22 protein-coding genes and 1 tRNA gene are annotated in these 23,723 nt (G+C 65.7%); 17 read left to right on the forward strand and 6 right to left on the reverse strand.

Annotation, left to right across the window (positions count from 1 at the left end):
- The first annotated feature begins 138 nt into the window (after positions 1–138).
- From fdhF to ACOXXX_RS16465, 16 genes are all read left to right on the forward strand, one after another.
- Positions 139–2,928 carry a formate dehydrogenase subunit alpha gene (fdhF, locus tag ACOXXX_RS16390; RefSeq protein ID WP_422827688.1) on the forward strand — a complete coding sequence of 930 codons (2,790 nt, stop codon included), beginning with the start codon at positions 139–141 and terminating at the stop codon, positions 2,926–2,928.
- A 195-nt stretch (positions 2,929–3,123) separates the two neighbouring features.
- The gene (locus ACOXXX_RS16395; protein WP_422827689.1) at positions 3,124–4,326 is read left to right on the forward strand and encodes a Zn-dependent hydrolase; all 1,203 of its coding nucleotides are present in this window, start codon (positions 3,124–3,126) and stop codon (positions 4,324–4,326) included.
- 58 nt (positions 4,327–4,384) lie between these two features.
- Positions 4,385–4,543, forward strand: coding sequence for a hypothetical protein (locus ACOXXX_RS16400; RefSeq protein ID WP_422827690.1), 159 nt, complete (start codon positions 4,385–4,387; stop codon positions 4,541–4,543).
- Between the two features lie 114 nt (positions 4,544–4,657).
- Entirely contained in the window at positions 4,658–5,116 is a 459-nt protein-coding gene (locus ACOXXX_RS16405) for a DUF2383 domain-containing protein (protein WP_422827691.1), read from the forward strand.
- Between the two features lie 120 nt (positions 5,117–5,236).
- On the forward strand, positions 5,237–7,210 hold the full coding sequence (locus ACOXXX_RS16410) for an AMP-binding protein (RefSeq protein ID WP_422827692.1): 1,974 nt from the start codon (positions 5,237–5,239) through the stop codon (positions 7,208–7,210).
- Positions 7,207–7,878 carry a hypothetical protein gene (locus ACOXXX_RS16415; protein WP_422827693.1) on the forward strand — a complete coding sequence of 224 codons (672 nt, stop codon included), beginning with the start codon at positions 7,207–7,209 and terminating at the stop codon, positions 7,876–7,878. The genes ACOXXX_RS16410 and ACOXXX_RS16415 overlap by 4 nt, the downstream gene beginning before the upstream one ends.
- The gene (locus ACOXXX_RS16420; RefSeq protein WP_422827694.1) at positions 7,871–8,686 is read left to right on the forward strand and encodes an ABC transporter ATP-binding protein; all 816 of its coding nucleotides are present in this window, start codon (positions 7,871–7,873) and stop codon (positions 8,684–8,686) included. The genes ACOXXX_RS16415 and ACOXXX_RS16420 overlap by 8 nt, the downstream gene beginning before the upstream one ends.
- Positions 8,687–8,726: 40 nt before the next feature.
- Positions 8,727–9,680 carry a branched-chain amino acid ABC transporter permease gene (locus tag ACOXXX_RS16425; RefSeq protein WP_422827695.1) on the forward strand — a complete coding sequence of 318 codons (954 nt, stop codon included), beginning with the start codon at positions 8,727–8,729 and terminating at the stop codon, positions 9,678–9,680.
- Positions 9,681–9,746: 66 nt separating this feature from the next.
- Positions 9,747–10,022 (forward strand): hypothetical protein, encoded by a 276-nt coding sequence (locus tag ACOXXX_RS16430; RefSeq protein ID WP_422827696.1) that lies wholly within the window; start codon positions 9,747–9,749, stop codon positions 10,020–10,022.
- Complete coding sequence (locus ACOXXX_RS16435; RefSeq protein ID WP_422827697.1) at positions 10,019–10,312, forward strand: hypothetical protein; 294 nt, start codon at positions 10,019–10,021, stop codon at positions 10,310–10,312. The genes ACOXXX_RS16430 and ACOXXX_RS16435 overlap by 4 nt, the downstream gene beginning before the upstream one ends.
- Before the next feature lie 120 nt (positions 10,313–10,432).
- Entirely contained in the window at positions 10,433–11,509 is a 1,077-nt protein-coding gene (locus ACOXXX_RS16440; RefSeq protein ID WP_422827698.1) for a branched-chain amino acid ABC transporter permease, read from the forward strand.
- 101 nt (positions 11,510–11,610) lie between these two features.
- Positions 11,611–12,909 (forward strand): ABC transporter substrate-binding protein, encoded by a 1,299-nt coding sequence (locus tag ACOXXX_RS16445; RefSeq protein ID WP_422827699.1) that lies wholly within the window; start codon positions 11,611–11,613, stop codon positions 12,907–12,909.
- Between the two features lie 71 nt (positions 12,910–12,980).
- Positions 12,981–13,805 (forward strand): ABC transporter ATP-binding protein, encoded by an 825-nt coding sequence (locus tag ACOXXX_RS16450; protein ID WP_422827700.1) that lies wholly within the window; start codon positions 12,981–12,983, stop codon positions 13,803–13,805.
- A 60-nt stretch (positions 13,806–13,865) separates the two neighbouring features.
- Positions 13,866–14,870: a phosphatase domain-containing protein gene (locus ACOXXX_RS16455; RefSeq protein WP_422827701.1), complete on the forward strand. Its 1,005-nt coding sequence runs from the start codon at positions 13,866–13,868 to the stop codon at positions 14,868–14,870.
- Positions 14,871–14,884: 14 nt separating this feature from the next.
- Positions 14,885–16,054 carry a phenylacetate--CoA ligase family protein gene (locus ACOXXX_RS16460; RefSeq protein ID WP_422827702.1) on the forward strand — a complete coding sequence of 390 codons (1,170 nt, stop codon included), beginning with the start codon at positions 14,885–14,887 and terminating at the stop codon, positions 16,052–16,054.
- Between the two features lie 155 nt (positions 16,055–16,209).
- On the forward strand, positions 16,210–17,874 hold the full coding sequence (locus ACOXXX_RS16465) for a peptidoglycan-binding protein (protein ID WP_422827703.1): 1,665 nt from the start codon (positions 16,210–16,212) through the stop codon (positions 17,872–17,874).
- A 72-nt stretch (positions 17,875–17,946) separates the two neighbouring features.
- On the opposite strand, the gene ykgO is transcribed toward ACOXXX_RS16465, so the two are convergent.
- The gene (gene ykgO, locus ACOXXX_RS16470; protein ID WP_028287243.1) at positions 17,947–18,072 is read right to left on the reverse strand and encodes a type B 50S ribosomal protein L36; all 126 of its coding nucleotides are present in this window, start codon (positions 18,070–18,072) and stop codon (positions 17,947–17,949) included.
- A gap of 81 nt (positions 18,073–18,153) precedes the next feature.
- Positions 18,154–18,228: transfer RNA gene (locus ACOXXX_RS16475), tRNA-Val, on the reverse strand.
- Between the two features lie 148 nt (positions 18,229–18,376).
- Between ACOXXX_RS16475 and ACOXXX_RS16480 the strand changes: the two genes are divergently transcribed.
- On the forward strand, positions 18,377–19,237 hold the full coding sequence (locus ACOXXX_RS16480) for an N-formylglutamate amidohydrolase (protein ID WP_422827704.1): 861 nt from the start codon (positions 18,377–18,379) through the stop codon (positions 19,235–19,237).
- Between the two features lie 9 nt (positions 19,238–19,246).
- Here ACOXXX_RS16480 and lpxK read toward each other — a convergent pair whose 3' ends face one another.
- From lpxK to ACOXXX_RS16500, 4 genes are all read right to left on the reverse strand, one after another.
- The gene (gene lpxK, locus ACOXXX_RS16485) at positions 19,247–20,242 is read right to left on the reverse strand and encodes a tetraacyldisaccharide 4'-kinase (RefSeq protein WP_422827705.1); all 996 of its coding nucleotides are present in this window, start codon (positions 20,240–20,242) and stop codon (positions 19,247–19,249) included.
- Entirely contained in the window at positions 20,242–21,447 is a 1,206-nt protein-coding gene (locus tag ACOXXX_RS16490; RefSeq protein ID WP_422827706.1) for a 3-deoxy-D-manno-octulosonic acid transferase, read from the reverse strand. Before ACOXXX_RS16490 ends, lpxK begins: the two co-directional genes overlap by 1 nt.
- A 92-nt stretch (positions 21,448–21,539) precedes the next feature.
- Positions 21,540–22,310: a 3'(2'),5'-bisphosphate nucleotidase CysQ gene (locus ACOXXX_RS16495; RefSeq protein ID WP_422827707.1), complete on the reverse strand. Its 771-nt coding sequence runs from the start codon at positions 22,308–22,310 to the stop codon at positions 21,540–21,542.
- Complete coding sequence (locus ACOXXX_RS16500) at positions 22,297–23,643, reverse strand: TldD/PmbA family protein (RefSeq protein ID WP_422827708.1); 1,347 nt, start codon at positions 23,641–23,643, stop codon at positions 22,297–22,299. The genes ACOXXX_RS16495 and ACOXXX_RS16500 overlap by 14 nt, the downstream gene beginning before the upstream one ends.
- Between the last annotated feature and the right edge of the window lie 80 nt (positions 23,644–23,723).

Here is a 23,723-nt window from a genome sequence, read left to right on the forward strand (position 1 = left end):
AAGACCGCGCGCAAACCGGTGGCGCCGTCGCGCATCGGAAACCTCAGGGCGCAATTTCTAGGCAAGGAGTCGGAATTGACGCCCCCGGGCCAGCCTGCGCAAGTGTAGAAGAGGCGCAAGTCATCAGGAGGCGCAGCCATGTCCGACATCATCCGCTTTACGCTCGACGGCGAAGAGGTCGAGGCCCGCAAGGGCGAGACCATCTGGGAGGTGGCCAACGGGCGCGGTCTGGTCATTCCGCATCTCTGCCACAAGCCGCAGCCGGGCTACCGCCCCGACGGCAATTGCCGCGCCTGCATGGTCGAGATCGAGGGCGAGCGTACGCTGGCCGCGTCCTGCATCCGCGAACCCCAGGACGGCATGGTTGTGGTCAGCCAGTCGGCCCGCGCCAAGACCGCGCGCAAGATGGTCGTCGAGATGCTGCTGGCCGATCATCCCGAACGCGATGTGGCGCACGACAAGTCGAGCCACCTGTGGGACATGGCCGAGGCCAACGGCGTCACCGAATCGCGGCTGCCGACGCTCGAGGCGGAGCGTATCCCGCTGCTCGACGACAGCCATATCGCGATGAAGGTGAACCTTGACGCCTGCATCCAGTGCGGCCTGTGCGTGCGCGCCTGCCGCGAGGTGCAGGTCAACGACGTGATCGGCATGGCCGGGCGCGGGCACGACGCCTATCCGGTTTTCGATCTGGACGATCCGATGGGCGAGTCGACCTGCGTGGCCTGCGGCGAATGCGTCCAGGCCTGCCCCACCGGCGCGCTGATGCCGGCATCGGTCGTGAACGCCGATCAGGTCGGCGACAGCAAGGATTTCGATTCAGAGCAGAAATCGGTCTGCCCGTTCTGCGGCGTCGGCTGCCAGGTCTCGGTCAAGATCAAGGATGGCAAGGTCAAGTCGGTCGAGGGCATCAACGGCCCGTCGAACGAAGGGCGCCTGTGCGTCAAGGGTCGGTTCGGCTTTGACTACATCCACCACCCGCACCGGCTGTTGAAGCCGCTGATCCGCCGCGAGGACGCGCCCGAAAAGGGGCTCAACGTCGATCTGGACAACATCGGCGCGCATTTCCGCGAAGCCAGCTGGGAAGAGGCGCTGGATTTCGCCGCCCGCGGCATGGTCGACCTGCGGTCGTACTACGGTGGAGAGGCGATTGCCGGCTTCGGTTCGGCCAAGTGCACCAACGAAGAGGCGTATCTCTTCCAGAAGCTGATCCGCCAGGGCTTCAAGCACAACAATGTCGATCACTGCACGCGGCTTTGCCATGCCTCGTCGGTTGCGGCGCTGCAGGAAAACGTGGGTTCGGGCGCGGTCACGGCCAGCTTCAACGAGATCGAGAATGCCGACGTGGCCATCGTGATCGGTGCCAACCCGACCGAGAACCACCCCGTCGCCGCCACCTATTTCAAGCAGTTCGCGAAACGCGGCGGCAAGCTGATCGTGATCGACCCGCGGCGGCAGACCGGGCTCAAGCGCCACGCCACCCACATGCTGCAGTTTCGCCCCGGCACGGACGTCGCGCTGCTCAACGCGATCATGAACGTGATCGTCGAGGAAAAGCTCTACGACCGGCAGTATATCGAAGGCTTCACCGAAGGCTTTTTCGAATTCCGCGAACATATCCGTGCCTTCACGCCCGAGCGGATGTCCGAGCTGTGCGGCATCAGCGCCGAGATGATCCGCGAAGTTGCGCGCGAATTCGCAGGTGCGCAGCGCGGCATGATCTTCTGGGGCATGGGCATCAGCCAGCACATCCATGGCACCGACAATTCGCGCTGCCTGATCAGCCTTGCGCTGCTGTGCGGCCATGTCGGGAGGCCGGGCACCGGCCTGCACCCCCTGCGCGGACAGAACAACGTTCAGGGCGCATCAGATGCCGGGCTCATTCCGCATGTGATGCCGGATTACCAGTCGGTCACCGACGGGTCGGTACGCGAGCTTTTCCGGCACATCTGGCAGGGCACGGAGATTCAGGACAAACCCGGCCTTACGGTGGTCGAGATCATGGACCGCGTTTATCGCGGATCGATCAAGGGGATGTACGTGCTGGGTGAAAATCCGGCGATGTCGGACCCGGATGTCGAACACGCGCGCAAGGCGCTGGCGCATCTCGATCACCTCGTGGTGCAGGACATTTTCCTGACCGAAACCGCGATGTACGCGGATGTGATCCTGCCCGCCTCGGCCTTGCCGGAAAAGACCGGCACGGTGACCAACACCAACCGCACGGTGCAGATGGTTCACCAGGTCCTGCCGCCGCCCGGAGAGGCGCGCGAGGACTGGAAGATCGTCGTCGATCTGGCCCGCCGGATCGGGCTGGACTGGGATTACGATCACCCGCGCGAGGTCTTTGACGAGATGAAGATGTCGATGCGGTCGCTGCACCATATCACCTGGACGCGGCTGAAGAACGAAGGCGGCGTGACCTATCCCTGCAAGGGGCCCGAGGATCCGGGGCAGGCTGTGGTCTTTGGCGACGGCTTTCCGCGCCGGGCGGGCCGGGCGCAGTTCACCCCCGCGCGCGTCACCCCGCCCGCCGAAATGCCCGATGACAAGTTCCCGATGATCCTGACCACCGGGCGGCAGCTTGAGCACTGGCACACCGGGTCGATGACCCGCCGCGCCACGGTTCTGGACGCGGTAGAGCCCGAGGCGAACTGTTCGCTGCATCCCAGCACCCTCCGGCAGCTGGGGATGGAGCCGGGCGACATGCTGCGCCTGACCACGCGGCGCGGATCGCTCGAGATCATGGCCCGTGCCGACCGCGCGGTGGCGCCCGACATGGTGTTCCTGCCCTTCGCCTATGTAGAGGCGGCGGCCAACATCCTGACCAACCCGGCGCTGGACCCCTGGGGCAAGATCCCCGAGTTCAAGTTTTCCGCGGTGCGGGTCGAACGGGTCACCGAAGACGATCAGGTCGCGGCGGAATAGGCGGGCGCCGCGGCGGCTTTGGCGGCGGGAGCGAGGGGCATCGTCCATTGTCCTCGGACCAATGGCGGAAAATGAACGATCCCTCGCGCTCCCCGAGGGTGATTGAAAACCGAAGGAAGGGGCAGGTCACGCGCGGCTGTTTGACCTCGGCCACGGGGCGGTGTCTGATGGGGCGCAGCATCACAGGAGGCTGCCATGATCCCCGTCGACCCTCAGCGTTTTCTGGACGATTTGCATCATCTGCGCAGCTTCGGGGCCAGCGGCGTGGGCAAGGGCGTGGTGCGACCGGCATTTTCGGAGGCGGATATCGCGGCGCGCGACTGGCTCGCGGGGCGGATGGCCGAGGCAGGGCTCATGCCTGCCTTTGACCCGGTTGGCTCGCTCTTCGGACTGGCCGAAGGGCCGTCGCTGCTGTTGGGCTCGCATTCCGACAGCCAGCCCGAGGGTGGATGGCTCGATGGCGCGCTGGGTGTGATCGCCGCGCTCGAGGTCGCGCGCGCCGCGAAAGAGGCGGGCGGGCCGCCGCTGTCGGTCGTGTCCTTCCAGGATGAGGAGGGCCGGTTCGGGGTGACCACCGGCAGTTCCATCTGGGGTGGCAACCAGGCGCTGGCCGAAGCCGATACGCTGACGGACGCGGGCGGCGAGACCTTTGCCGCCGCACGCGCGCGGATGGCGGCGCGGGCGGGCGATTTCGTGACTCCCGCGCAGTTCACCGGGTTTCTGGAAATGCACATCGAACAGGGGCCGGTGCTGGACAGCAGTGGCGACAAGATCGGCGTGGTCGAGGCCATCGTCGGCATTCGCGACATGAAGATCACCCTGACCGGCCAGCAGAACCACGCCGGCACCACGCCGATGGCGCTGCGGCGCGATGCCTTTCAGGGGATGGCGGCGTTTTCGCATCGGATCAACGACCGGTTCCGCAACGTTGTGACACCCGCGACGGTCTGGACCATCGGCCATGTCAGCCTGCATCCCAACGCATCCAGCATCGTGCCGGGCCGGGCGGTGTTTTCGATGCAATGGCGCGATGGCGACACCGCGCGGCTGGACCGGATGGAGGCGATCATTCGCGAGACCGCCGCCGAGGTCGCAGGCGAAATGGGTCTGGAACTGGGCTTCGGGCCGCTGCTGGGGCTTGAACCGGTGGCGATGGACGCGCGGCTGCGCGGCGCGCTGGAGGCCGGTGCCGAGGCCGAGGTGCCGGGCGGCTGGCGGCGCATGCCATCGGGGGCGCTGCACGACGCAACCAATGTGGCGCGGCTGATGCCGGTGGCGATGCTCTTCGTGCCGTCGATCGGCGGCATCAGTCATGATTTCGCCGAGGACACGGCAGAGCCCGACCTGGTGACCGGCCTGCGCGTACTGGCACGGGCGGCCTCGGCGCTGACGGGGTAGGGCTTGCCCGCAGCGCGCAGGTCGTCCTAGGCTGCATCGCAACAAAGGAGAGCGCACGATGGACCTTGTCGGGCTGGTTTTCTACGGATGCGTTTGCGGCCTCCTGTCGCTGGCAGGGCCGAAGCTGGGGCGCGCGCCGCTGCGCTTTGGCGCGGGTGTCCTGGTGGGGGTCGTCGCGGTGACGGTGCTGCCGATGATCCGCAACATGCTGGGCTGAGGTCCGGGCAGTCAGTCGCTGGCGGGAAAGCGCGCGTCTGGCGCAGGGGCGGGAACAGCGCCCCGGGTGGCGACGTTGGATCGGCGGGCCAGTCCGGCCCCCGGAGACACCGCCATGACCACCGAAAACCCGACCGCCCATCCGCCCCGCGCCAGCCAGGCGCAACTGGATGCCCTGCAGGACGCGCTGTCGCGCACCGTCGATGCGCATGCAGGCTTTGAGACGATGACCGACAAGGCCGAACCGGATTTCCGCAGCGTACCGCTCAGGTTCCGCGAACTGCATCACCAACATGCCGACCGGCTTGCGTCGGCGATGGCTGCGCTGGGGGGAGAGCCGGACCGCGAGGGCGGGCTGATGTCGACCGTCAACAAGGCGGTTGTGTCGGTGCGCGCCCTTTTCGACGAGATCGACGACGACGTCCTGGACAATATCCGCGACGGCGAGGAGCATGTACTGGAGGCATTGGCCGAGGCCGAAGAGGCGTTGCCCGCTGGCCGCTACCGCGACGATGTCGCGGCGATGCAGGCCGAGTTGCGGGCTTTGCTGGACGAAACCGCTCCGCTTGGGTGACCTCGCACGCCTATGACTTGCGCTGCGGCGCGATCCGCGCAAGTATCCTCTGAAACGGTTGGGTCCTAGACGGGCGATGGCCGAAGGTGTCCGCGAAAAGGACATTTGGGAGGAATAGGTTTGGCTTTTCAGTCCGAGGGCGCAGAGGGTTTGCGCTCCATTCCCGCGCTCTTGCGCCGAAATGCCACGCAGCATGCGCAGGCACCGGCGTACCGTGAAAAAGAGCTCGGCATCTGGCAGAACTGGACCTGGGCCGAGGCCGAGCAGGAGATCGAGGCGCTGGCGCTGGGTCTGCTGGAGATGGGCGTGGCCGAGGGCGACTTCATCGCCGTCATCGGGCGCAACCGGCCGTATCTTTACTGGGCGCTGGTGGCGGCGCAGATGGTGGGTGCCAAGCCCGTCCCGCTCTATCAGGACGCGGTCGCGGAAGAGATGGAATACGTGCTGGGCCATTGCGGCGCACGCATGGCGGTGGTCGCCGACCAGGAACAGGTCGACAAGGTGATCGAGATTCAGGACCGTTTGCCGGATTTCGAGGAGATGATCTATCTTGATCCGCGCGGCCTGCGCAAATACGATCACACCAAGCTGCACGATTATCGCAAGGTGCAGGACAAGGGCCGCGCGGCGCGCGACCGGCTGGGGGCCGAACTTGACCGGCGGCGGTCGGGGCTGGGCTACGACGACACCTGCATCATGCTCTATACCTCGGGCACGACCGGCAAGCCCAAGGGCGTGGTCCTGTCCAACCGCAACATCATCGAGACGGCCAAATCCTCGTCCGAATTCGACCATCTGGGTGTCGGCGACGAGGTGCTGGCCTACATGCCGATGGCCTGGGTGGGGGATTTCATCTTTTCCATCGGCCAGGCCTATTGGACCGGGTTCTGCGTGAATTGTCCCGAAAGCCCCGAGACGATGATGACCGATCTGCGTGAGATCGCGCCGACCTATTACTTCGCGCCGCCCCGGGTGTTCGAGACGCAGCTGACCAACATCATGATCCGGATGGAGGATGCGGGCCGGTTCAAGCAGAAGATCTTTCACTATTTCCTGGCCCATGCCCGCAAGGTGGGGCCGGATATCCTGGACGGGCGGAATGTCGGCCTGATGGACCGGCTGAAATACAAGCTGGGCGAGCTCATGGTCTACGGCCCGCTGAAGAACGCGCTTGGATTTTCGCGCATCCGCGTCGGCTATACCGCGGGCGAGGCGATCGGTCCGGAAATCTTCGATTTCTATCGGGCGCTGGGGATCAACCTCAAACAGCTTTACGGCCAGACCGAGGCGTCGGTCTTCATCACCCAGCAGCCCGACGGGGAGGTCCGCTCGGACACCGTGGGGGTGCCGTGCACGGGGGTCGAGATCAAGGTGGCGGAGAACGGCGAGGTCTATTTTCGCTCGCCCGGCGTGTTCGTGGAATACTACAAGAACCCCGAAAGCACCGCCGACACCAAGGACCCTGAAGGCTGGGTCGCCACCGGCGATGCCGGATTCATCGAGGAAGACACCGGTCATCTGCGGATCATCGACCGCGCCAAGGACGTGGGCAACATGGCCAATGGCGCGCTCTTCGCGCCGAAATACGTGGAAAACAAGCTCAAGTTCTATCCCAACATCCTTGAGGTCGTGGTGTTCGGAGCGGGGCGCGAAAAGTGCTGCGCCTTCATCAACATCGACCTCACGGCGGTGGGCAACTGGGCCGAGCGCAACAACATCGCCTATGCATCGTATCAAGAGCTGGCGGGGCATCCGCGCGTGCTGGAGATGATCCAGAGCCATGTGGAGGAAACCAACGTCAGCGTCGCGCAGGACGAAATGCTGTCGGCCTGCCAGATCCACCGGTTTCTGGTGCTGCATAAGGAACTGGATGCCGATGACGGCGAACTGACCCGCACCCGCAAGGTGCGCCGCAAGATCATCGGAGAGAAGTTCGACGATCTGGTCGAGGCTTTGTACGACGGGTCGACCTCGGTCTACACCGAAACCGAAGTGACCTATGAGGATGGCCGCAAGGGCAAGATCAAGGCGACGCTGGAGATCCGCGACGCCAAGGTCGTGCCGGTCGAACCCAAGAAGATGGCGGCGGAATGACGGATCTGTCGCTTCGGGATTTAGTAGAGCGCATGCCTTGGTTGGTAAGCGCTTTTCCGGGCAAATCGCATCCGGACACCGTGAATAGCGCGCTCAAAGCTGTTGGGCGCAATAACTATGGCGATCCTGTATCGCCGGCCGAATTTAAGATTGTCTTGGAGGCCAAATTGCCCGGTCAAGCGATCCCGAATATACTGGCCAGCGCCTCTGGTCATATCAAGAAAACAACCGAGGCCAGTTTCGCGCTTGCCAAACGTAACGACCATGAGGGTGCGGTGAGTGTATTATGTGGAGAACCGGGGCTAGGAGTCTCACTTTCTTCGGCCTTGTTGAGTTGGGGTTACTGCCCGCGAACCTTTCCGGTGATCGACCGTCACGCTTGGCGGGTCTATTGCGTCCTGGTGAATCCCCATGAAAAAGAGAACCGCGCGGCGAAAAGCGTTTCCCTGTCCGCGAGGCAATATCAGCGTTTTCGCGAAGGGCTGTACCAGAAGTTGGCAGAATTTCCTGACAAAGCAGAAATTCAAGGAAAGGAACTGACTGTCTCGCAGCTGGATTACTGGATGTACGCCTTCTCCAAGGTTTTCGGGTCAAAACCGCTGGGAGATCCGGATTGGTTCGATGTCAGTCGCAAAGCTGTGTGCGGGGAAGGATACCGACATGCGTGACAATGCCGAAGGCTACGACACCGCCGACGGGCGCCAGATCGGCGGCACGCTGATGGAGATGAAGGGCATCACGCTGAAATTCGGCGGTGTGACGGCGATCGAGGATATCAGTTTCGACATCCACGAAGGCGAGATCCGCGCCATCATCGGCCCCAACGGCGCGGGCAAGTCGAGTATGCTCAACGTTATTTCGGGCTTCTACACCCCGTCCGAGGGCGAGGTCTGGTACAAGGGCGAAAAGCGCCCACCGATGAAGCCCTACGAAGTGGCGCGGCTGGGCGTGGCGCGGACCTTCCAGAACATCGCGCTCTTCGAGGGGATGACCGTGCTCGACAATGTCATGACCGGGCGGCTGACGCATATGCACGCAGGCATCGCGGCGCAGGCGCTATGGTGGGGCAAGGCCCGCAACGAAGAGATCGAGAACCGCGAAGTGGTTGAAAAGGTGATCGACTTTCTGGAAATCCAGAACATCCGCAAGACGCCGGTAGGGCGGCTGCCGTACGGTCTGAAAAAACGGGTGGAACTGGCCCGCGCCCTGGCCGCAGAGCCGTCGCTGTTGCTATTGGACGAACCGATGGCGGGCATGAACGTCGAAGAAAAAGAGGACATGAGCCGGTTCATCCTCGACGTGAACGACGAATTCGGAACCACTATCGCACTGATCGAGCACGATATGGGCGTGGTCATGGACATCTCTGACCGCGTGGTCGTGATGGATTACGGCAAGAAGATCGGCGACGGTACACCTGACGAGGTGCGCAGCAACCAGGACGTGATCGACGCTTATCTGGGGGTGGCGCATTGAGACATTTCATCCAGGGCAGCAGCCAGAACGAGGGGCAGACATGCTGAAAGACATCTTCATCAATCCCTTCGTGGATATGGTCGAGGCGCCGGATTTCCTGTTGCAGGTGCTGTGGGAAGGGCTGGTTTCGGGCATCCTGTATGCGCTGATCGCGCTCGGGTTCGTGCTGATCTTCCGCTCCTCCCGCATCTTCAACTTTGCCCAAGGTATCATGGTGGTCTTCGCCGCGCTCACGCTGGTGGGGCTGCACGCCATGGGGGTGCCTGCCTGGGTCAGCGTGGCGCTGACGCTTGTGGTGATGTTCATCCTGGCGGTGGCCATCGAACGGGTGGTGCTGCGCCCGCTGGTCGGGCAGCCCGATATCATCCTTTTCATGGCCACCATCGGGATCACGCTCTTCCTGATCGGGTTCGGTGAGATCATTTTCGGCGGCGAAAACAAGGTGATGATCACCGAGGAACTGGGCATTCCCACCGACTCGGTCGTGCTGGAACCCTGGGGTGGGCTGCTGATCCTGGAGCAGAAGGACATCACCGCCGTCGTGGTCGCGGCGCTGCTGGTGGTGGCGCTGCTGCTGTTTCTCAACAAGACGCGCATGGGCCGGGCGATCCGGGCGCTGGGGGACGATCATCAAGCGGCGTTGTCGGTGGGCATCAGCCTGCAGACGATCTGGGTGCTGGTGTGGTTCATCGCCGGGATCATCGCGCTGGTCACCGGCATCGCCTGGGGCGCGCGCGCCGGGGTGAGCTTTGCGCTCGAGGTGATCGCCTACAAGGCGCTGCCGGTGCTGATGCTGGGCGGGCTCGAGTCGATCACCGGTGCGATCATCGGCGGGCTGATGATCGGTATCCTGGAAAAGGTGTTCGAGATCTACTGGGGCCAGCCGCTGCTGGGCGGCAATACCGAGACGTGGTTCGCCTTCGTGCTGGCGCTGATCGTTCTGCTCTTCCGGCCGCAGGGGCTGTTTGGCGAAAAGATCATCGAAAGGGTTTAGAGTGGTGACAGTGGTGGAAACGACGATGCGGATCGCGCCCGGCATATGGCACGGGGAGGCGGCGGTTTGAGCGCGCCCAAGAAGGGATCGACCCGGTCGGGCCGGGTCAATCGGGACGACCCCGGAATCGCCGATCTGGCGCGCGGCGCCAACGGTCTGGGCGAGCCTCTGGACATGCAAGAGATCGGTCGGTCGATGATGGCCGCGCAGATCGAGGCGATGAACACGATGTTCACCGCCTCGATGAGCGCGACCGCGCGGTCGCTGGCGTCGGTTGCGCAGTTCTGGGGCGCGGCACTGCCGCGCAGTGACGGCCGACGCGACAAGGACGGCGACGAATGACGCGGGCACGTTCGACCTTGCCCCGGGGGCTGGTGCTGTTGGTCATGTCCCTTGGCGCGATGATGTTCATCGCCATTGTGCCAAGGCTTGGGGCAGAGGCATTTGCCGCGGGTTTGCCGGGGACCGATCCCGAGACATTGTGGTCGGTGGCGCACCCGGTCCGGGCCAATGTGCTGGCGGCGCTAGGATACGCGGGCGGGCTATTGGTCGTGGGGCTGCCGATCGCGCAGCTGGCATTGGTGCCCCGGCGCGTTTGGGGGCGGCGTTTGACAGGACGGGAGCCGGGCTGAGGCCCGACCCGCGGACATACGTGGTCGTCCGGGACAAGGTCCCGGGCGAGGGGGGCGGGGCAAAACCGGCCTGCCATAGAACAGGCTGACCGGGAGGGTCGGCAAAGGGAGGAAGACGCTATGCTCTATCGCACGGCGGGACAATTCAAGACCAGCTACGAGGCGGATCAGGCGCTGTTCCCGGTGCGTCAGGATGCGATCCTGCTGGGGATCATCCTTGCGTTTGCCTGGGTGATCTTTCCGTTCACGGCGTCTGAATTCACCTTTCAGACGCTGCTGATCCCGATCCTGATCTATTCGCTGGCGGCGATGGGGCTCAATATCCTTACCGGCTATGCCGGGCAGCTGTCGCTGGGCACCGCCGCCTTCATGGGGGTGGGCGCCTATGCGTGCTACAAGATGGTCACGATCATGCCGTGGATGAACCCGGTCGTGGCGATCCTGCTGTCGGGCGTGTTCAGCGCCGGGATCGGCGTGGCCTTTGGCATTCCGTCCTTGCGGATCAAGGGCTTCTACCTCGCCATCGCGACGCTCGCCGCGCAGTTCTTTCTGGTCTGGCTCTTCGAAAAATGGGCCTGGCTTTACAACTACAATGCCTCGGGCGCGATCCAGGTGCCCAACCTTGAGATGTTTGGGGTTTACGTGGCCGGACCGCAGGCCGACAGCATGGTGCAGTATTTCGTGGTGCTGGCCATTGTCACGCTGATGACGATGCTCTGCATCAATCTCACCCGTGGCAACCTGGGCCGGACGTGGAAGGCGACGCGCGACATGGACATCGCCGCCGAACTCATCGGGATCAACCTGATGAAATCCAAGCTCACCGCCTTCGCGGTGTCGTCCTACATCGTCGGTGTTGCGGGGGCGCTTTTCGTCTTCATGTGGCGGGGCGCGGCAGAGCCGAACCTTTTCGACATTCCGTTGAGTTTCCGAATCCTCTTCATCGCCATCATCGGCGGGCTGGGGTCGATCATGGGCAACTACCTCGGCGCCATCCTGATTGTCGGGCTGCCGGTGGTGCTCAACACTCTGCCACAGGCCTTCGGCATCCCGATCTCTTCGGCGATGGTCGAACACCTCAACATCATGATCGTGGGCGCGCTGATCGTGTTCTTTCTGATCATCGAACCGCACGGGCTGGCGCAGCTCTGGCGTCTGATCCGCGAAAAACTCATCATCTGGCCGTTCCCGCACTGACGGGCCGCATCGTTGGGGTGCAAACCCACCCTACGCCCGGGGGCAAGCGGCCCAATAAGAAACCGAAAACACAGACAATGACATCCAAGGGAGGATACCACATGAAACACTTTACCAGACTGGCGGCAGCAGCCGTGGTCGGCGCCGTCATGGGCACGGCCGCCGTGGCACAGGAGCTTTACGCCCCGAACCTCAGCTACCGGACCGGCCCCTTTGCCGCGACCGGCATTCCGCTGATGAACGGCCAGCGCGACTACATGCTGATGCTCAACGCCCGCGACGGCGGCATCGGCGGCGTGCCGGTGAATTTCGAGGAATGCGAAACCGGCTATTCCACCGAAAAAGGCGTGGAATGTTATGAAAAGACCAAGGGTCGCGCCATCGTGACACAGCCGTGGTCCACCGGCATCACCCTGCAGGTGCTGCCCAAGACCAACGTCGACGAAATTCCGATCCTGGCCCCGGGCTACGGCTTTTCGCCGATGGCCGACGGCAAGGTCTTCCAGTGGGCGTTCAACACACCCGCCAGCTACTGGGATGCCGCGTCGATGATCCTGCAGTACCTGGAAAGCGAAGGCAGCCTTGAGGGCAAGAAGATCGCCTTCCTGCATCTGGACCACCCCTACGGCAAGGAGCCGCTGCCCTTCCTGGAAAAGAAGGCGGAAGAAGACGGGTTTGAACTCGTCCCGATCCCGGTCGGTCTCAAGGAAATGCAGAACCAGTCGGCGCAGTGGCTGCAGATCCGCCGCGAACGCCCCGACTACGTGGTCATGTGGGGCTGGGGCGCGATGAACGCGGGCGCCATCACCGAGGCCGTGAAGACCAAGTTCCCGATGGAGAATTTCGTCGGCGTCTGGTGGGCCGGGCATGATGCCGACCTCAAGCTCGTTGGCGAAGACGGCAAGGGTTACAAGTCGATCAGCTGGTCCTTCCCCGTGCTCGATGCGCCGGTGATGGCCGACATCAAGACCCATGTGGTCGATGCGGGCGACTCGCTTTCCAACCCCGAAGAGATGGAAGGCGTGTTCTACAGCCGTGGCGTGGTCATTTCGATGATCCTGGCCGAAGGCATCCGCGCCGCGCAGGAACACACCGGCAAGGCCGAGATCACCGCCGCCGACCTGCGCTGGGGACTTGAGAACCTCAACGTCACCGAAGAGCGTCTGGCCGAACTGGGCATGACCGGCATGGTGCCGCCGTTCCAGACCACCTGCGCCAACCACACCGGACACTCCGGCGGCTGGATGCTGGAATGGGATGGCGAAAAGTTCGTCAAGGCCAGTGACCACCTGATGGCCGAAGCCGAAGCGATCCGTCCGCTCGAAGCCGAAAAGGCTGCGGAATACGCCGAGGCGAACGCCCCTTGGGCCGTGTCGGAAACCTGCGACGCGGAAAGCTGAGCCACCACGTCCGGCGGCGGCCCTTGCGTCGCCGCCGGCGATCCTGAGTATTTTTGCCAAGAAGAAGAGCCATGCTTGACGCCGCCCCTACCAAGGAACCGCTTCTGGAGGTCAACAATATCGAGGTGATCTACAACCACGTGATCCTCGTGCTGAAAGGCGTGTCGTTGAACGTGCCGCGCGGCGGGATCACCGCGCTGCTGGGGGGCAATGGTGCGGGCAAGACCACCACGCTCAAGGCGATTTCGAACCTGCTGCATTCCGAACGCGGCGAGGTCACCAAGGGATCGATCCTTTACAAGGGCGAAACCGTGCAGGGCCGCGATGCGGCGGACCTGGTCAAACGCGGCGTCATCCAGGTGATGGAGGGGCGCCACTGCTTTGCGCACCTCACTGTCGAGGAAAACCTGATGACCGGCGCCTATACGCGGCGCGACGGCAAGGGCGCGATCGAGGCCGACCTGGACATGGTCTATGACTATTTCCCACGGCTCAAGGAACGGCGCAAAAGCCAGGCGGGCTATACTTCGGGCGGTGAACAGCAGATGACCGCGATTGGCCGCGCGCTGATGTCGCGGCCCGAGATGATCCTTCTGGACGAGCCGTCGATGGGCCTTGCGCCGCAGCTGGTCGAGCAGATTTTCGAGATCGTGAAATCGGTCAACGAAAACGAAGGCGTGTCCTTCCTGCTTGCTGAACAGAACACCAATGTCGCGCTGCGGTTCGCCCATACCGGATACATCCTGGAATCGGGGCGCGTGGTGATGGAAGGCCTAGCCGCCGACCTGCGCGAAAACCCGGACGTCAAGGAATTCTACCTCGGCATGTCCGACGAGGGCCGCAAGAGCTTTCGGGACGTGCGCAGCTACCGCCGCCGCAAGCGCTGGCTCGCCTGATCGGAACGACCACCGGCGCAGGCGCGTTTTGTCCGACTTGCGGGATAGGAGATACGCAACATGACCTCATGGGCCAAACGGGGCGAGCTTCTGATCGAACGGGTGCTGCGCCGCGACGGTGAACCGGTGCTTACCGCCTACATGGGCTATGCCGAACCCGATCATCTGGTCCTGCAGGGGCGGGTGCTGTCGGGCATGCGCCGGGGTGAGCCGGATCCCGAACAGACCCGCTGGACCAATTTCAAGCAGATGGTGTCGCTTTTCATCACCTCGGAAGTGGCGGATGTGAAGGTCATTTGCGACGGCGTCAGCGGCCGGACCGATGCCGAGGGCTATATCACTCTGCGCGTTCCCCGTGGTGCCGATGACAGTGGCCTTGTGACCCGCGCCGCCCGGATCGAGGGGCAGTCGGAGGCCGTGCAGATGCCTGCCGTGGTGCCTGACGGCGACGCGGCGTTTGGCGTGATTTCGGATATCGACGACACGATGATGCACACCGGGGCCTACAACCTCGTGCGCAACCTCTGGACCACCTTCACGGGCAACGCCCTGACCCGCAGGGTCTTTGACGACGCGAAGGCGCTGATGGACCGGCTGCACGCTGGTGGGCGCAACCCGGTTTTCTACGTCTCGTCCTCGCCCTGGAACCTGCACGCCTTTCTCAACCGGATCTTTCAGCGGGCCGGGCTGCCGCAGGGGCCGATGTTTCTGCGCGACCTTGGGGTCAGCGACAAGGGCCTGGTCGGGGCAAGCCATCTTGACCACAAATCCGCCGCCGTCGACCGCCTGATCGAGGCCAATCCGCAGCTGAACTTTGTCCTGCTGGGAGATACCGGCCAGAAGGATGCTTATGTCTATCAAGACGCGGTCAAGCGCCACCCGGGGCGGATCATCGCCGTCGTCCTGCGCGAGCCGGTGCAGGGATCGGCCAAGGCATCGCTGGAGGCCTTGCTCAAGACCGAACGGCTGGGTGTGCCAACCCACCATGCGCGCAATTTCCGTGATCTGCCGCAGCGGGTCCTGCCCGAAACAGTGCGGGCGCGGGGCGCTGGCGACCAACGATAAAAAGGGGAGGGGACATGACCCACTTTGACGCGCTTGAAACCCGCAGCAGCGATGAACGCGCCGCGGCCCAGCTGGCGGCGCTGAATGCGCTTCTGCCCGAACAGGGCCATGCGGCGCTGGACGACCTATCCGGGCTGGCGGCGCTGCCGGTGCTGCGCAAGTCCGACCTGGTGCAGCGGCAGACCGAAAACCCGCCCTTCGGCGGACTGCCTGTGCGCAACGCGGCGCATGTCTTTCAAAGCCCGGGGCCGATCTATGAACCCGGAGGAATTACCGCCGACTGGTGGCGCATGGGCCGGTTCCTGCACGCCTGCGGCATCGGGCCCGAAGACATCGTGCAGAACTGTTTCGGCTATCACCTGACGCCTGCCGGAATGATCTTTGAAAGCGGCGCACGCGCTGTCGGCGCTGCGGTCCTGCCCGCTGGCACGGGCCAGACCGAACTGCAGGCGCGCGCGGCGCATGACATCGGCATCACCGCCTACGCAGGCACGCCCGACTACCTCAAGGTGATCCTGGAAAAGGCCGACGAGATGGGGCTGACGCTCAAGGTCACCCGCGCGGCCGTCGGCGGCGGGGCGCTGTTCCCCAGCTTGCGCGACTGGTACACAGAGCGCGGCATCGCCTGCCTGCAGTGTTATGCCACCGCCGATCTGGGCAACATCGCCTATGAAAGCTCGGCGATGGAGGGGATGATCCTCGACGAACACGTAATCGTCGAAATCGTCACGCCCGGCACCGGCGATCCCGTGTCCGCGGGCGAGGTGGGAGAGGTCGTGGTGACATCGCTCAACCCCGATTACCCGCTGATCCGCTTTGCCACCGGGGACATGAGCGCGGTGATGGCGGGCACCTCGCCCTGCGGGCGCACCAATACCCGCATCAAGGGCTGGATGGGCCGCGCCGATCAGACCACCAAGATCAAGGGCATGTTCGTGCGCCCCGAACAGGTGGCCGACCTCGTGGCGCGCCACCCCGAGGTCGCCCGCGCCCGCGTCGTCGCCACCCGCGAGGGCGAGGCGGACGTCATGACCGTGAGGCTCGAGACCGAGGCGCAGGATGCCGCCCCGTTCGAGGCCAGCGTGGCCGAAGTGCTCAAGCTGCGCGGCATGGTCGAGCTTGTGGCGCCGGGCGCGCTGCCGCGCGACGGATTGGTGATCGAGGACGCCCGCAGCTACGACTGACCGCGTCGCCCATCCTTGCGCTTTTCCGCCTCGGGCGGGCCGTTGAGGCGGCTGATATTGGATATCATGGCCGGGCAGGCCAGATAGTTCAGGACCGCGGGGTCCCGTCAGGCCGTCCGCGAATTGAACATATCCGTGTATGAAAAGGATCCGCCATGAAGACCTTCCTACGCTGCACCGTCGCCAGCCTTGTGATGACCACGATGGCGCAGGCTGACAGCGCCGCCTTTATCGTCGGCAACAGCGAATACTCCGCTGTCGACAAGCTGCGTGGCGGCGCCGCCGCGGTGCCTTCGGCCGACGACCTCGATCTGGCTGGATTCACGGTGGCGGCGATTGAGAATGGCGACAAGAACGTACTGCGTCGCGGTCTTTTCAACTTTGTACGCAAGCTCGACGGCGACGAAGACCGCCTGGCCGTGGTGCTCACCGGCCGGTTCGTGCACGCGGGCACCGAGACGTTTCTGCTGCCCACGGATTTCGATGCGCCGCTGACACCGGAACGTATCCTGCTGGATGCCCTTCCGCTCTCGCCCCTGCTGGCGCTTCTGTCGTCCTTCCCGGGACAGGCTCTGCTGGTGTTGGGTGAAGAGGGCGATGCGCCGCTGGGGCTGCCGTTCCTGCAGGCCGGGTCGGGCGACTTTCCGATTCCGCAGGGGGTGACGGTCATGCGCGGCACGCCCAAGCAGGTGGCCGCGCTGACCAAGCGCGATCTGCCGGTCACGGAAAAGACGCTCGTGGCCACGGCGCGGGCGGCAGGGATGCAGGTCACCGGATACGCGCCCGAGGATTGGGTGTTCCTGCCCGACCCTACGGCCGAGGGCGGCATCGTCCCGCCGCCCGCATCGGATGAGAACCCGCAGCTTGCCGACGACCAGCTTTGGCAGTCGGTGACCCGGCGCGATGAACTGGCCGGATACCGCAATTACCTTGAGGCATTTCCGAACGGCGCGCATGCCAATGCCGCGCGGCAGCGCATCCGGGCCATCGTCGACGATCCGCTTCGCACCGCCCGCGAGGCGGAAGAGGCGCTGGGCCTCAGCCGCGACGCCCGCCGCGCGATCCAGCGCGATCTGGAACTGCTCGATTTCGATCCGCGCGGCATCGACGGCATCTTTGGCCCCGGCACCCGCGCGGCGGCGAAGCGCTGGCAGGGGCAGAACGGCTTTGCCGAGACCGGTTTCATGACCCGCGACATGATCGCAGAGCTCGAGGCGCAGGCGTCCCGTCGCGCCGCCGAGCTTGAGGAAGAGGCGCGTGAACGGCAGGCTCAGCGTGAACGGGAGGATCGCGACTACTGGAACAACACCGTCGCCAACGGCGGCGCGCGCGAACTGCGCGCCTATCTGCAACGCTATCCCGACGGCCTTTATGCCGATGTCGCGCAGGACCGGCTTGACCGGATCGAAGAGGACCGGCGCGCGCAGGCGGCGGCGCAGGACCGTCGCGCCTGGGACGCGGCGCGCGACGTGGGATCGGTGCAGGCCTATCAGGGCTATCTGGCCGATTTCCCGCAAGGCAGCTTTGCCGACCAGGCGCAGTCGCGGATCGACCAGTTGCAGCAGCAGTCCAACAACCGCGACGTGGTGGCGCGGGCCCGGGCGCAAGAGGATGCGCTCAACCTCAACGTCCTCACCCGCAACCTGGCGGAACGGCAGCTTGACCGGCTGGGGATGAAGCCCGGCACGATCGATGGCCAGTTCGACAAGAGCACCCGGCGCGCGATCCGGCGCTACCAGGAGGCTTACCAGCTGGACGTGACGGGGTTTCTGGACCAGGCGACCGTGGCACGGCTGCTGGCGTCCCTGATCCGCCAATAGGCCGGGGCGCAGGCCGCCCGAAACGAAAAAAGCCACCCCGAGGGGTGGCTTTTTATCGTCTGATCCGACGCTTCAGCCCTGACGGGCCTTGAAACGACGCTGCGTCTTGTTGATCACGTAGACGCGGCCCTTGCGGCGCACAACGCGGCAGTCGCGATGGCGGCTCTTGAGCGAGCGGAGCGAGTTTCTGACCTTCATGGTCTTCTCCTCTTGTCGCGGCGCGCGAGCGCCTTTCGGGTTATGGTTCACACCGGCCAGAGGACCCGTGCGGCGAATTCATGGTGGGCGGTACAAGGATCGAACTTGTGACCCCTTCGATGTCAACGAAGTGCTCTACCGCTGAGCTAACCGCCCATGAAACCAATGCGAATTGCCAGTGCCCCAACAAAATGGGGCGCGGAAACCCGCGCCGGTCCGGCTCCTATAAAAGGAGTCGGAAGCGGGATCAAGGGGCTTTTGGACAAAGCGGCTTTCGGTCTATGTTTATCCCCAAGGAGGCCGGATGCCCAAAGTCGCGTACCACCTGTACCATCCCGAGACGCTGACGTCGCGGGTGATCTTCGCCTCGCCGCACAGCGGGCGGGACTATCCTTGGTCGTTCCTGCGGCACACCCAGCTTGACGAACATGCGATCCGGTCGTCCGAAGACGCCTATGTCGACCGGCTTTTCGAATGCGCGCCGCAGTTCGGGGCGCCGTTCCTCAAGGCCGGGGCGCCCCGGGCCTTTGTCGATCTCAACCGCTCCCCGGACGAGCTCGACCCGGCGCTGATCGAAGGCGTACGCCGCACCGGGCACAATCCCCGGGTCGCCAGCGGGCTGGGCGTGGTGCCGCGGGTGGTGGCCAACGGCCGCGCGATCTACCGTGGCAAGCTCACCATGGCCGAAGCCGACCGGCGGCTTTCGGGCTACTGGCGGCCCTATCACCGGCAGTTGCAGAAGCTGCTGGACCGGGCCATTGCCGACTTCGGCGAGGCGGTGCTGGTCGATTGCCATTCCATGCCGCACGAGGCGGTGGACGGCATCGTGCGCGCCGGGGCGCCGCGCCCCGATATCGTCATCGGCGACCGCTTCGGCGCCTCTGCCGCCGGTTGGATCGTCGACCGGGTCGAGGCGGCGTTCGTGGATGCGGGGCTGGTCGTGGCGCGCAACGCGCCCTTTGCCGGGGCCTACATCACCCAGGCCTATGGCCGCCCGTCCCGCAACCAGCACGCCTTGCAGATCGAGATCGACCGCGCCATCTACATGAACGAGGCCGAGATTCGCCCGAACGAGAATTTCCATGCCTTTCGCCGCCTGCTGCGCGGCATCATCGCCGAAATCGCGGCGACCGGCCACGACAGGCAGCGGCTCGCGGCGGAATAACGGTCTGGGTCAGGCGTTCAGCACGCGGTCAAGCGCATGCTCGAGCGCCGCATCCCCGTCGATCTGCAGCCGCACCGGCAAGGTCAGCACCTTCTGGCGGAACGCAGGCGGCAGGCGCACCGCATCCTTTTCCGTCGTGACCAGCTGCGCGCCAAGCGCGTGGGCCTCGGTCTCGAGCCGGGTCATCAGGGCAGGGGTCAGCGGCTGGTGATCGTCCAGCGCCTCTGCCCGCAACAGGTCGGCGCCCAGCCCGCGCAGGGTGGCAAAGAACTTCTCGGGATGGCCGATCCCGGCAAATGCCAACGTGGGCAGGTCCTGCCAGTCCATCCCGGTCTGCAACGGCTGCAACTGCCCGCGCAGATGCGGCAGACCTTCAGGCGGCGGCCAGCTTTGCGCGAACCGCGCCTGCGCCGCGTCCGGCCCGATGGAGAGCAGAAGATCGGCCCGCGCCAGCCCCGTGGCCACCGGTTCGCGCAGCGGCCCCGCAGGCAGGCACCGGCCATTGCCGAAGCCCGCCGTCGCATCGACCACGACGATCGCCAGGTCCTGCCGGACCGCAGGGTTCTGGAACCCGTCGTCCAGCAGGATCGCCGCCGCGCCCGCACGGGCGGCGGCCTGGGCCCCGGCGGCGCGGTCGCGCGACACCCACACCGGCGCAAAGGCCGCCAGCAGTAGCGGTTCGTCCCCGACGGCGGCAGCATCGTGCTGCAAGGGGTCCAACCGTACCGGCCCCTGCAGCGATCCGCCGTATCCGCGCGACACCACGTGCACGTCGACGCCGCGTGCGGCCAGGCGCTGTTGCAGCGCGATCACCGTCGGGGTCTTGCCGGTGCCCCCCGCGTTGATGTTGCCGACGCAGATCACCGGGATGTCCAGCGCCACGCCTGAACCACCGCGCAGCCGCCGCGCCGTCGCCGCCGCATAGGCCCGGCCCAGCGGGGCCAGCAGACGGGCGCGCCAATCCGGCCGGTCGGGCGGGGTGTGCCAGAAGCCGGGCGGGCGCATCAGGCCGCCCCCGCGCGGTCAAGCCAGTCGAGCGCCTGTTCGACCACCCGGTCGGTCATTTCCGCCCCCGCCGATACCACGTCCCACCCCGCATGCGCCATCGCGGCGGCGCGGTCGGGCGCGATCAGCTGCGACACCGCGGCGCTCAGCGTTTCCTCGTCGCGGACGATACGCGCCGCCCCGGCCTCGATCAGCCGGGTGTAGGAGGTGAGGTGCCCGCCCACATGCGGACCGTAAAGCACCGCCGATCCCAGCGCCGAAGCCTCGAGCGGATCGTGCCCGCCGAGGCCCGCCGCCAGCGATCCGCCGATGAACGACAGCGGCGCCAGGCGGTACCAGAGCCCCAGCTCGTCGGGCCCCTGCGTGACCAGGATCTGCGTGTGTTCGTCCGGTTGCCCGTCGGCATCCCAGTCGCAGATGCGGAACCCCGTGGCGGAGGCGGCGCGGGCGATGTCGTCCGCGTCCTGCGGATCGGCGGGCACGAGGATCAGCAGCAGCCGGTGCGCCAGCCGCGCGGCGCTGCGGTGCGCGCGCAGGATGCAATCGACCTCGGACCGGCGGACCCGCGCGGCGAGCCAGACAGGCCGCCCCGCCAGGGCTTCGGCCATCTCCTCGTGCAGGCGGCGCGGGCAGTCGAGCGGCAGCGTCGCCTCGCTCAGCGGGCCGCTGCGGCGCAGGATGCTGCGCGGCACCCCCATGCGGCTCAGCCGCCATTCGGCGGCGGCATCCTCGGTAAAGATCATGTCGAATCGCTGTAGAACGGCGGGGGCCACATCGGGCAGCCAGCGCGGCGCCGGAGTGTGCCACGGCTGGTCCGACGCGCCGACAAGCGCCAGCGGGCACTGCTGGTCCGCCGCACCGGACAAGAGCGCAGGCCGCAGGTTTTGCCCTGCCCAAAGGCACAGCGTGGGTGACCAATGGGTCAGGAAGGCCGCGACCTCAGCGGGTGAATCGGGTGGCAGATCGTCGTGCAACTCTGCCTGGCCGCGTGCGCCCGTCGTCAGAACCGACAGCTCGGCGCGTTGCTGCAAAAGCCGCGCACAAAGCGATCCCATGGCGCGGGCCTGCTGCGCGGTTTCGGCGTGCGACCAGACCAGCGGGCCGTCGGGCCGGGGCGCGCGCGGCGGCGACGGGGCATCGCCCTGCGCCGCTTGCGGGCGGACCAGGGTGAGATAGGTCCTGAGGCTAAGGGATTGTTTTTTCAAAGCCTGTTCCGGTGTTTGGCCCCCGCAGGCGGGCGGCGTCAGGTCTGGGCAAGGGTCCGCCATCGCGGCTGCAAGGTCAAGGCGGCCATCGCTCAACCCAGCCGGTCGATCAGCCCCTGCCAGACCCCGGGACTGGCCGCGACGATGCCATCGGTCTGGGGGTGTCGGTTGTTGAACGTCAGCGTCGCGCCGCGCGCGTCGCTGACCTGCGCGCCGGCTTCGGACGCGATCAGGCTGCCCGCCGCGATGTCCCATTCCCAGGACGGGCGGAAGGTGAACATGCCGTCATAGCGCCCCTGCGCCACCAGCCCGATCCGGTAGGCCAGCGACGGACGGTAGGACCGGCGCATGTCGGGCAAGCCGCCGGGCCAGTGATGTTCGGCAAGGCTTGGCTTGGTCGCCAGAACCCGCGCCCCGGTCAGCGTTGGCGCGTCTGTCGCCGCTATCGGCGCGCCATTCAGCGTGGCCCCCTGACCCAGAGCTGCCGCATAAAGCCGGTCTTTCATCGGCAGCAGCACGACCCCCGCAGTCACCTGACCGTTGCGCACCACGGCCAGCGAATGCGCCCAGGTATCCTGTCCGTCGATGAAACTGCGCGTGCCGTCGATGGGGTCGACGATGAACACATGCTCCTGCCCCAGCCTGTCGGCGCTGTCCGGCGTTTCCTCGGACAGCCAGCCATAGCCGGGGCGTGCGTCGCGCAGCATGTCGTGCAAGAGGTCGTTGACGGCGATATCGGCCTTGGTCACCGGGCTGTCGTCATCCTTTCGCACGACACCCAGCGGCCCGCCGACAAAGGCGGTCGCGGTGCGGGCGGCGGCCTGGGCCGCGGTGATCAGCAGTTCGAGGTCAGTCACCGGCAATGGTGAGCCCTTCGACCAGAAGCGATGGCACGACGCGGGTCAGCCAGGGCCGGGCATCGTTCGCCGACACGATGCTGCGCAGCATGTCGCGCAGGTTGCCCGCAATCGTCACCCCCGACACAGGATAGGCCAGCGCGCCGTTCTCCACCCAGAATCCGGCGGCACCGCGGGAATAATCCCCGGTGTTGGGGTTGATCGTCGCGCCGATCATCGACGTGACCACAAGCCCGGTGCCCATTTCGCGCAGCAGATCGTCGCGGCTTTGCGTGCCTTGGGTCAGCGTGATGTTCCAGGCGCTGGGGCCCGGGCCAGACCCGGCGCTGCGGGCCGCGTTGGCGGTGCTTTGCAGCCCAAGCTTGCGCGCATTGGCAAGATCAAGTGTCCAGCCCCGCAGCACGCCGTCCGCGATCACCTGGCGCGGCTGCGTAGCCAAGCCTTCGGCATCGAAGGGGCGCGAGGCCATGCTGCGCGGGCGGTGCGGATCCTCGGTCAGCGACAGGGCGGGCGGCAGAACCGTGTCGCCCATGGCGTCGCGCAGCCAGGACGCGCCGCGCGCCACGGCGGCACCGCTGATCGCCGACAGCAGATGCCCGATCAGCGAGGCCGCGATGCGTTCGTCGTAAAGCACCGGATAGGCGCCGGTCTTTGGGCGGCGCGGGTTCATGCGCTCCAGCGTGCGCTGGGCGGCTCTGGTGCCGATATCTTCGGGCGTGCGCAGATCGGCCTGAAAGACACGACCGTCGCCGTCGTAATCCCGCTCCATCCCGTTGCCGGACCCGGCGATGGCCACGCAGGACACCGACCGGTAGGACCGGGCATAACCGCCGGAAAAGCCGTTGGTCGCGGCCAGATGGATGCGCCTGGCGCTGTAGCTGGCGCTGGCGGCGTCGATCTGGCGGATGCCGTCGACGGCCAGGGCCGCGGCCTCGGCCCGGCGGGCATCGTCTTCGAGCGTGGCAGGTGCGGGTTCGGGGCTGTCGTCATGCAGTTCCAGCGCTGCGACGTCCCAGTCGCGGGCCAGCTGGCCCGGGTCGGCAAGGCCAATATAGGGGTCTTCGGGCGCCTCGCGCGCCATGGCGACGGCGCGTTCGGCCATGATGCGCAGCGTGTCGGCGCGGTGATCGGACCCGGACACGGTGGCCGAGCGCTGGCCCAGAAGGACGCGCAGGCCGACCTCGGTACCCTCGGACCGCTCTGCCTGCTCCAACGCGCCGCCGCGCACGTCGATGGACAGCGATGCCCCCTCGACCGCCATGGCATCGGCGGCATCGGCCCCGGCGGCGCGCGCGGCGTCCAGCAGGGCCTCGGTCAGGGCGGAAAGGTCTTGGGGCATGTGCGCCTCGGGCTGGGGTCAGAATAGAGTGTGACCTAGGCCGCGGCGGGCGTCAGCGCAAGGGCTGGCGCGGGGAAGGG

This window comes from Thalassococcus sp. BH17M4-6 (assembly GCF_049323015.1).
Taxonomy (GTDB): Bacteria; Pseudomonadota; Alphaproteobacteria; order Rhodobacterales; family Rhodobacteraceae; genus Puniceibacterium.